Genomic DNA, 9,939 nt, shown 5'->3' with positions numbered 1-9,939 from the left:
TCAATGCTAAAATTAAGGCGTTTAGAGCTGCTTTAAGGGGAGTAACGGATATAAACTTCTTTCTTTTCAGACTTACAAAACTATATGCTTAATCCCCTAGATATATCGGGTGAGCCATGATCAGTTCTATTTTCCTATCAGTTTCTTATTGACCTTGAACCGGTCGAAGCCCAATCCATAGACACCGATAACAGCACTCTGGCTGACAAACGCAGAAGGGTCAATCTCATCTATCAGGCGGAATATCGTCTGCGACTCACGCTGACGGGCCAGCACAAAAAGCATGTGCACATCCTTGCCACTATAGCATCCATGACCGTCCATCACCGTACAGCCTCTGTCGGCAGCTGTATTGATGGCGGCACTCAGTTCCAGATACTTGTCCGAGATGATGAAGAACTGCACCGATCTGCGAAGAGTGTTCACCACATGGTCTACACAAACAGAGCAGACAAAAAGGCACACATAGCCATAGATCACCATCTCCCAGTCTTTCAGCACCCAGTAGGAACTCGTGACAATACACAGGTCGCAAATCATGATGGCATGACCCAACGAGATGTTGTAATACTTGTTCACCATGGCTGCCACCGTATCAGAGCCACCCGTAGAACCATTGCTCGACAATCCCAATCCGGCACTGCATCCCATGAAGAAAGCTCCCACCACTGTTGCCATGAATGGCTGGTCGTGCAAGAGCGTGATCTCGTTTCCGCCATGACTCTCTATCAAGCGGGTGACTACGGCAAAGACTGCCACGGCATACACCGTCTTCAGGCAGAAGCGCCATCCCAATGCCCTATAGGCCAATACCAAAAGAAAAATATTGAGACCGAAATAAGAAAACGATACAGGAATACCGAAGCCCCAATACAGGATAGAGGCAATACCGCCTACACCGCCCATAGTGATGTGGTTGGGAAGCAGGAACACGTTAAGACCGATACTTCCGATAACCATGGCTAAGGCTATCACTATGTAATCACGTATCTCATGAATTTTTGTTTTCCTCGTCATGATGCAGTTTTGATTATTTTTTGATTTTGATGTGTATATTATTTGGTATATTTCTTGCCAAGTCCCTTGGCGAGTCCGCCCTCACTGGTCTCCTTGTAGAGCGAAGGAAGATCATGACCCGTCTGGCGCATCACCTCCACCACTTTATCAAACGACACACTGTGATGACCGTCGGAGAAAGAAGCATACAAGTCGGCATCCAAGGCACGGGCTGCAGCAAAGGCATTACGCTCGATACAAGGTATCTGAACCAGTCCGCATACCGGGTCGCAGGTCATACCCAAGTGATGTTCCAGACCCATCTCGGCAGCATACTCCACCTGGGCAGGACTTCCACCAAATAACTGGCAGGCTGCAGCCGAAGCCATCGCACAGGCCACGCCTACCTCACCCTGACAACCCACATCGGCACCACTTATCGAAGCATTGTGCTTGACGATGTTGCCCACAAGACCGGCAGTAGCCAAGGCTCTCAAAATGCGCTGTTCGCTCATATCGTGAGCTTCCTGCATGTGATAGAGCACCGCTGGCAACACGCCACAGGCACCACAAGTAGGAGCCGTAACGATGGTTCCTCCAGATGCATTCTCCTCGCTCACTGCCAGGGCATAGGCATAAACCAAACCTCTCGACTGCAGCGAGGCGCGATAGCCCTTGGCTTTGGTGTAATAAGTGGCAGCCTTACGAGGCAGATTCAGCGGACCAGGCAACACACCCTCATGGTCGAGACCGCGACGAATGGCTTCTTTCATGGTCTGCCATATCGTCTTGAGATAGTCCCAGATTTCCTTGTCCTCACATTTCTCCACATATTCCCAGAAAGAGCGGCCGTTATCGTAGCACCAGCTCTGTATATCGCTCATCTTGTTGAGGTCGTACACTTCGGAAGCTCCCAGTTCATCATGACCGTCAATGCCATCCGAAAGGGCTCCACCGCCAATGCTGTAAACCGTCCACTCGTCTATAATATCACCATTCACGTCCCTGCCAACAAACTTCATTCCGTTGGGGTGAAAGGGCAAGAACACCTGTGGCTTCCAGATAATGCTGACAGTGTGATGTGGATGAAGCACCTCCTCTATGGCGACATCCGTCATGTGTCCCTTGCCTGTGGCTGCCAGACTGCCATACAGAGTCACCTCATAAGAAGATGCGTTGCTACAGCGTTCCAAAAAGAGTTGGGCAGCACGCTGGGGTCCCATCGTATGACTGCTCGACGGCCCCTTGCCTATTCTATAAAGCTCGCGTAATGATTTCATATTCTATACTAAGTTTCTGCTTGTTTAAAACAACTATTTTCCGATCTCGTTCTATTAAGTTGCAAAATTACAAATTTTAATAGAAATATCGGCAAGTTTAATCAGAAAAATCAGCAAAGGCAAATAGAAATAACTTCTGCTCTCTTCTAATTTTCAAATCAATCCACGACAAGCAAACTGTTTAAGAACGTCAAAGAGAAAACCCCAATAATTCAGCCTTTTCCTTCAAAGCAATAGCCTTTTCTGCCGTCTTTATTGTTTTGAAAAGTCTATTGTTTTCTATTTTTTTGATATAATTTGAAATCTGTCTCCTCTCGATTAAAGAAAATTTATTCTCTTTCTTTGCCCAAATCAATATAGCTTCCCACAATTCTATCGGGATTGCATTAGCTTGAAGAATAATTCCTTTTTCTTCTTCATTGTAATCCTCGGAACAGTCGTCTTCTGTGATTAGTAACGAAGCAGGAACTGTATGTCCTTCCAATATTGCTTTCAAGTCTTCCCAACACTTTGAATTTTTTGTGAACGAGCGAGAGTTGTCTTGATCCAGAAAATTGTTGACCTTCACTACTTCTCTTTCTATAACTTCCTCAAGTTGAGGTTGTACTTTCTCGTTCTTCCAGATATAGGTGAGATTGAGTCGTTGATTGGTAAGATGCGAAATCGCAGCCATTGTATAGGCTGTTGTTCTTGACTTAAACCCTTTCTCTTGACCGCATCTTTTTTCAAAGCATGCCTCAATATCCTTATACAGAATGCTTAAGGCTACAACTTCATGCCAATATGTAGCGTCTATGTTAGTTTGGTGTCTCTTCAACGCAGACATAAAAGAAGCAAAACATTTCTCTCTGCTATTGCAAGCAATATGAGGTCTCAAATCCCAGATGGTCATAACTTTAGCAATATCTATCTTTGTCAACATCTGCTTTTTGGGATATTCATTTTTGAAGTTCTTTTCCTCAAAATCACTTAAGCTTGCCCTTGTATCTGTATATTGTCCTCGCATTCGCTCGAAGAACCATTTGGTATTAGATATGGGAGCAATTTCTTCTTTGCTTAGTTTCTCTAATTTTACAAGATACTCATCACCAGAGTCAAAGTCTGAAAGCTTGATGCTGGTCTGGCTATTTGCACATTTCGAAATAGAGCTTACAATTTCAGAATATTTCTCCTTATTCTTTACCACACTCACTTTCATTTGTACAAACACCTTGCTTAAGTCGCAATCTGTAGCACAGGCTATAGATGCCGTCGTCTGTCCACCATTAACGATTTGCCAATCTTTCAGTTTTGTTATATATTGAATGCGTCCAGTTCGTTTCAACTCAACTTCACTTGCTGTGGTTGAGATTCCATTATTGTATGAGAAAAACATTTCAGGTGTCTTCTTGATCGTCGACATAATACGCTGGTTTACCTTACTTTTATTGCGTAAGAAAGCTCTAACATTCTTTTCAAGAAGTAAGGTTCGATATTGGTTGTATATCTTAGCCAAAACATCTCCTGAGATGATAGCAAGATAAGTATCTACATAAGGATTCTCGTCCTCCACTTTCAAGCATTGTATCTTTGGTGCAATCTGTTCGCTGATCTTGGAGTTTTTATTTGGAACGAAATACTTTATGTCATGTTCAAAGTCTATTTCTATTTTGTCATTGCCTTGCTTTATCTGGTCTTGTCGATAAATGCGGGCAATATCCCAAACATGGTATTCATAGATAATACCATCTTCGTCCTCATTGTCGTTCTGCGTCTCGTTTAAAGAAACGGCGCCATCGGTCAAAAGATAGAAACGAACTATGTTTACTTTACTTTTCGCCTCTCGAATGATGTTAATGGCATCTTGTACTTCGCTGTCAAGTTCGCTTTCTTCACCTTTGAATGGTGATTTCTTCTTGACACATTGGTTGTAAAACTCACGGAGATATTTGAAACCAGTTTTTGCCTGACTATCAACTCGAGAAGCTAATAGTTTAGGACGTATAAAAAGAAAAAGGTCTAATGATTCAGCCTCTTCATTATAATCATAAGCTGTAAGTTTTGCTGTTGGTCCAGAAAACACACAAATTTCAGGAGCACTGACCTCGTCACAATCTTCCATACAGTCCAAGTAGTATCGTACGAGTTCTGTATTGATGTCTGTCTCATTGTTTTCGGCTGATTCTTGTACTGTGTCAAGTACATATTGTGCAAATTCTTTTATGTTCATGATGCTTGCTTTTAAATGTTGTTGCTTTCTTTCGAACTTATGTTTAACTATGGAATACTTTTTTTATCATGCTTAAGTTCATTGCCTTGTCTTCGTGGGCCTCAGCAAAGTGCCCGAAGAACTTGATAACATGGCAAAGTTGAAGAACATAGCCAAAGAACAGCTCCTTTTCGTTTTCGTTGATGACCAAGTCCTTGTCATTGATGGTATATTCATTTATTTCACCAGTATGAGAGTCAGCACTGGCAAAGTTAAGGATATTCTTAGTAATGTTGCCCATGTAGTTCGGGAAAATGGTATCTCCATCTATACCCTTTTTACTGTCTCTCTCTTCCCCATATCGTAGCATACTGTGACTTGTAGGTTTACCAGACATAAAGCGATTGGCATCCAAAAGGTTTAGCTGACCAGCATACTCAAAGCATTCGTTTGGCAACAAGCCGAGTTTGTTTGCTGCTCGAAAGATATATTCCAAAACCTTACGCAACGGATTGCCTTGGTACTCAAAATGAGGGTTTCTCTCTGGGAAATAAAGGTTGCATAGCATTTTCATCATAATTTTGCGAGCCTCGTTGCTGATAAGTTTTCCTTCACCCAAGTATTGGAATGTATCTTGATATCGGTACAGCACGATATTTGAAATTTGGTTGCTTGCTACCTTTTGAATGTTCTCGAAGAGTTTTTCTCTGCTATTTTCGTTTTGGGATGGACTTGTCTTGGAATACATCATGTTGCCCCATTCTTTATCGTATTTGGCATGGTTATATTGCGCTATGTCCATTGCTGTACTGAAACCATCCATTGTTCCTGCAGAAAGAATATACCATGGAAGATAAATCTGTCTTTTGGCAAAAATTTCGTTCAATTCAGGCAGAACTTTATGTATAAAGCTATGCTCCTCTGGGTCGTTTGCATTCATCTTGCATTCTGCATCCAAAATGATAGCGGAGTAATCCTCAAAGTTCTCTTTCAATAGTTTCTCGGCATCTTCCCAGTTGTTTACAGGGCAGAGGTCTATGTTGTAGTCCTCTGCTTTAATTTGGTAAGCCTCTATGATAGCTGGGTCATCATCTATCCATAGAACTTTATATATTACTTCGTTTGGCATGTTTGTGTATTTTTAGCGTTCCATAATATTGTTGACATCCTTGAAAGTCAATTTGTAGCTAACAGGAAACTCTGTTTCTGGTGCGGAAATGAATTCAGCTTCACCATGGAACTCTCGCATGAGGCTTCTCACCTCATATCCTCCTATGCCATAGTGAGCTTGACCGCTTTTGGATGATCTCCCGTATGTGAAGACATCTTCTGAACTGATTTTCTCGTGGATAGGGTAGCCATTATTTGAGATTACAATATATGGTAATCCATTGTCCATTTGCACTTCAATTTTTACGATGTTACTTTCAGAAGCTTTGTTTTCAAAACCATGGCTGCAAGCATTGTTAATGATATTGTCAAACACCATTGCTAGAGCTTGTTTAGAAAACGTTACATTTGACATTTTATTGTCTGCTAATGTAGATACATATTCGTAAGAGAAAAGTGGACTTTGATGCTTTTTAACGTATGTCTTGACAAAGGAGTCTAAAGACATCTTTTCTGCCTGTAAACCATCTGCACGCCAAAAGCTATCCACTTGTATCTGTAATTTCTCTAAAGCCATTTGCAGGTTTTTATAAATATCGGCAATTTGGGTCTTGCGAATTTTCCCGATTTCTTTAGAATCATCCACGATGCCGTTTCCTTCTTTGCGTACTTTTAGAAGTAAATCCCACCAGTTGCCCAGATTAAATAACGTTTGTCCAATGGCATGCTTCTTCATGTGGACATCACGTTTGAACTCCTCGGCAGACTGCAAGAGTAGTCTGTCTGCCTCATTAAGGTTTTTGCGAGTCTCTTCCAAGGATTTTTGTATATCTTTCTTGCATCTGCGCTCCTGCTCTTCCACAGAAGGAACAGCAATTTTGATTTCAAGGAAATATTCAGAGTCAAGAATATCGTGATCACTGTCAGACAACATCAAGGCTTGCGTAGTACAATATTCTTTTACAAGTTCCCTTAACAGGTAGTCTTCCGTTACTATTCCTTTCTTGACATGGAAAGGAGTTATACCATCTTTGAATGCTATTGGCTGCTTGACATCGTTTAACTTTCCAATTTTAAGATGGTTTCCATCAATTCCTGCGACAAGACAAGGTTCTTTCGTTGTGAAATAAGATGGGCTGTCACTCCATAGTTTTGGCTCCTTCCCTATTTCTTTTGTGGCAATATTGCTTGGATTAATTATGCTGTCCATGTATTTATCAGAGAGCAAACTTGTGTCCAGCAAAGGGAGTTGACCTTCCTCAATTCCGTTGGAATCCGCGACATCAATGAGTTCTTTCAGAGCTATGTATTTCTCTCCCTCCTGCAAGTCTGGCAATTCCTTGTCAATGAGATACTGGTGAGGCACGTTCTTGTTGATAGCAAAGAACTTAGTATAGTGCATACTGTCCCCTGCTTTATTGTTAATGACCTCCAGGAGTAAATCAACATTAAGGCTTGCTGTCTTGTAGTGGTCCGAATTGGTAATGCTAAATGAGTCCTTATGACCGTCAGGTTCAAATAGAGCTTTTGTTCCTTCCTTCGTTAATCCTCCTTTTTGGTAAAACTCAGGGGAGGTGGCATCAACAAGTCGGATTTCCCCGATGTTTCCCTTGTTCTTCTCTATGTGTAATAAGAAAGTGTCAATATAAGTCTCTCCCCAATCCATACTTGGTAAGGATATGATGGTTGCGTTGAATTTCAGATAGTCTTTTTCTTCTTGAAACATCAACTTAAAATAATCCCAAAAGTTTTTGTCATGCAAATAATCTGACGGCAATATGAAATCAAGGCATTTGCCTGAATTTGTAAACATGATTGCTGTCATTATTTTTTTTACCAACTCCCAGGCTGATACTTTATCAGCATTTCTCCACATTCCGTCGCAATAGGATAGCGCTTCATTGAAGGGGCGTTTTTGAGTGAGTGTAGGATTGAACGCAAATACATAGTCAGACAAACAGTCCGGCAGGTTGCTACCATCATTATAATGCTCATTATACGAAACTCCTTGGCTGTCCAAAAGTATCTGGAAATAGCCGTTTATATCACTTGCTGGTGATACAATCTTGCCATTTTCCGATGGCCATCCGTCACATTCTATGTGAAATACTGCGCTTGGATTGTAAAGGGCATAGTCTGCCACATCACCATAAGGGATGCACACATTGTCACCCTTACCAGGCTTACCGCTGAGTCTCATACATACGTCAACAAGACTTTTAGGTGTCTTGTAAATACTGTATGGAGGATCGTTTACAAGAATTTCTTCAACAAGTTCACTATCGTCATCAAAATCAATATGCCCCATGACATCTGCAAACTCATAGCAGTATCTGATGATTGCACTAGCTTCGTTACTGATAAGTTCTATCTCTTCTTGTGTGAAATGCTCGCTCAAGTCAAAGATGCAATCCTTGAAAGGCTGTATGAGTTCTGCTTTGGCATTAGGCATCTGCGCATATAAGGTCACGATGACATGCTTCATTACATCTGTTCTTGAGATAGAATTAGAGCGACTCCAATTCTCGTTGATGAAGTTATCTACAATATTCTTTGTCTTAACTGAGATAGTGTTGTTCTGTGACATAACAAACGAAAATTAAAAAATTAGACATTTAACTGTTTTTGCCATCATTTCTGAATGACGATGCAAAGGTACTACCTATCTGTGCAGTCATTTCTCACAGCTAAATATTTCTTGAGATTGTCTTCAATTTTTTGCTTTATTTCCTCTCTAAACCAAGCGGGCGAAATCACTTCTATATCTGGAATAAAGGAGAATATCAATTGGCGTAACTCGTTATTTGGCTTTACCTTGATGGAAATGACATGATTATCCATATTGACAACTTCTTGAGAAGAATGAAGTGGTTTTGACAGAACGTATGGAAATCTGTTTACTTCGAAACGCAACACAAAAGTTTCTTTAGGTGTTTTCTCATCAAGAAGAGTAACACCAATGATATCATCAAAGTAAGCCATGAAGTTAATGTTCTCATTCTTTTGGAATGTAATGTCTGCTTTCTTTAAAGACTGAATTCTATCAAGAGCATAGATAGAAAGAGATTGATACTTTTCGTTATATCCAAGCACAAACCACCTATTATTATATTGCTTAACATAGTAAGGGTGGATAATGGCATCCTGTTCCTTTCCCTTAAAACTACAATAATGAATATTAACAGGTTGGTGATGTATAGTCATATCTATGATATCTGACAGATATTCCAATCCCTTTAACTGCTCATTGTTCTCAAAAGCAATTAAATTCTCTGTGTTTGGCTTGATGTTAAAACGATATTCAAGATTAGAAATCACTTCTTCCAGCCATGCATTAGCAGGTGATCCTCTGAATTTTCCCAACATCTCAATAGTAGAACGCAAGTCATTCAATTCTTCTGCACTCAACTCATTGTCGAAAATAGAGAAGTTGGGGTCTTCATATCTGTAATAGCATTGACGACCTGAGCCAAAAGGATATGCTTTGATGGGTGCGTTATAAGAAACTCTATCACGCATATATTTAATATCATCACGGATCTGACGAAGACTGATGTCCTGCCCTGTAAGATCGGAAAGACTCTCATTTACTTCGTCAACAAGTTCGTCAATAGTATATTTATGTTTGAAGTTACTGAAGCATCTGTCCAGTATCTTATATCTCAGTTGAGCATTTTTATTTGTTGGCATACTAATGCTATTTAAATGATACTGCAAAGATAGTGAATTCTTTAAAATATCAACTATTTTTTGCCGAAAAACATTGAAAAACAAAAAAAATATAAGCCATGCGAAAACGACTCTGGAACAAAGCGAAACAAGTGCATGAACAAAGCAAAAAAATGTTGCTTTAGATACCCTTTAGCGAAGATTAAAGAAAATTGTATTCGTAATCTTTCTTTGTTTAAATACCTTTAAATATTTCGTGTAATTTCCTAAAAAACTTGGTAAAGACGTGTAAAAAGCGTATATTTGCGACCGAAAATCGTGTCTTGACACAAAAAAACGTCATAAGCTATACCCCAGTTCGGGATAAAATAGCGATTAGTTGCATGTGAAGACAGATACGCGAGTTCTCTTCCCATGCCATCAGACATGGGCTGTATATAAAGAATCGAAAGAGATTATTCTGTCTTTAGAACAATGAAAGTTGCTTCGTGTCTTCGATGCAGTATCCTTGCAATGCCATTGGCTTGTTGTCAAAGAAACAATATGCTCCCAATGCTGAGATGAGGTTCATGACAAAGTTGTTCACAGACCTATGACGCGAATGTACAATCTGTGCCGTATTCTTCAGCATGTCGTTAATTGTTTCGATAATGTATCTCTTGCGCAGCATCATTCTGTCATAGAACGGCATCAGCT

7 protein-coding genes are annotated in these 9,939 nt (G+C 40.4%); all 7 read right to left on the bottom strand.

What is annotated here, in order from left to right:
• Positions 1–126: 126 nt before the first annotated feature.
• A complete protein-coding gene (locus F7D20_RS03870; RefSeq protein ID WP_022251525.1) occupies positions 127–1,017 on the bottom strand; it encodes a YitT family protein in 891 nt (296 codons plus the stop codon).
• Positions 1,018–1,055: 38 nt separating this feature from the next.
• On the bottom strand, positions 1,056–2,276 hold the full coding sequence (locus F7D20_RS03865; protein WP_022251524.1) for an L-serine ammonia-lyase: 1,221 nt from the start codon (positions 2,274–2,276) through the stop codon (positions 1,056–1,058).
• Positions 2,277–2,466: 190 nt separating this feature from the next.
• Positions 2,467–4,485, bottom strand: a complete 2,019-nt coding sequence (locus F7D20_RS03860; RefSeq protein WP_158462922.1) for an AIPR family protein — start codon at positions 4,483–4,485, stop codon at positions 2,467–2,469.
• A 43-nt stretch (positions 4,486–4,528) separates the two neighbouring features.
• The gene (locus F7D20_RS03855) at positions 4,529–5,593 is read right to left on the bottom strand and encodes a hypothetical protein (protein ID WP_158462921.1); all 1,065 of its coding nucleotides are present in this window, start codon (positions 5,591–5,593) and stop codon (positions 4,529–4,531) included.
• A gap of 12 nt (positions 5,594–5,605) precedes the next feature.
• A complete protein-coding gene (locus F7D20_RS03850; protein ID WP_194253485.1) occupies positions 5,606–8,059 on the bottom strand; it encodes a GHKL domain-containing protein in 2,454 nt (817 codons plus the stop codon).
• A gap of 173 nt (positions 8,060–8,232) precedes the next feature.
• Positions 8,233–9,264, bottom strand: a complete 1,032-nt coding sequence (locus F7D20_RS03845) for a helix-turn-helix transcriptional regulator (protein ID WP_158462919.1) — start codon at positions 9,262–9,264, stop codon at positions 8,233–8,235.
• Positions 9,265–9,709: 445 nt separating this feature from the next.
• The coding region (locus F7D20_RS03840; RefSeq protein WP_228114052.1) for a transposase at positions 9,710–9,939 on the bottom strand (230 nt) is incomplete at its 5' end.

Source organism: Segatella copri (genome assembly GCF_009495355.1).
GTDB lineage: Bacteria > Bacteroidota > Bacteroidia > Bacteroidales > Bacteroidaceae > Prevotella.
Note: the sequence above shows the minus strand (reverse complement) of the source record. Positions and strands in the feature narration are given on the sequence as shown.

What these genes read in the sequence shown, in the direction of transcription:
- F7D20_RS03870 (WP_022251525.1), bottom strand. Translation starts at nt 1,017, where the DNA reads ATGACGAGGAAAACAAAAATTCATGAGATACGTGATTACATAGTGATA.
- F7D20_RS03865 (WP_022251524.1), bottom strand. Translation starts at nt 2,276, where the DNA reads ATGAAATCATTACGCGAGCTTTATAGAATAGGCAAGGGGCCGTCGAGC.
- F7D20_RS03860 (WP_158462922.1), bottom strand. Translation starts at nt 4,485, where the DNA reads ATGAACATAAAAGAATTTGCACAATATGTACTTGACACAGTACAAGAA.
- F7D20_RS03855 (WP_158462921.1), bottom strand. Translation starts at nt 5,593, where the DNA reads ATGCCAAACGAAGTAATATATAAAGTTCTATGGATAGATGATGACCCA.
- F7D20_RS03850 (WP_194253485.1), bottom strand. Translation starts at nt 8,059, where the DNA reads ATGAAGCATGTCATCGTGACCTTATATGCGCAGATGCCTAATGCCAAA.
- F7D20_RS03845 (WP_158462919.1), bottom strand. Translation starts at nt 9,264, where the DNA reads ATGCCAACAAATAAAAATGCTCAACTGAGATATAAGATACTGGACAGA.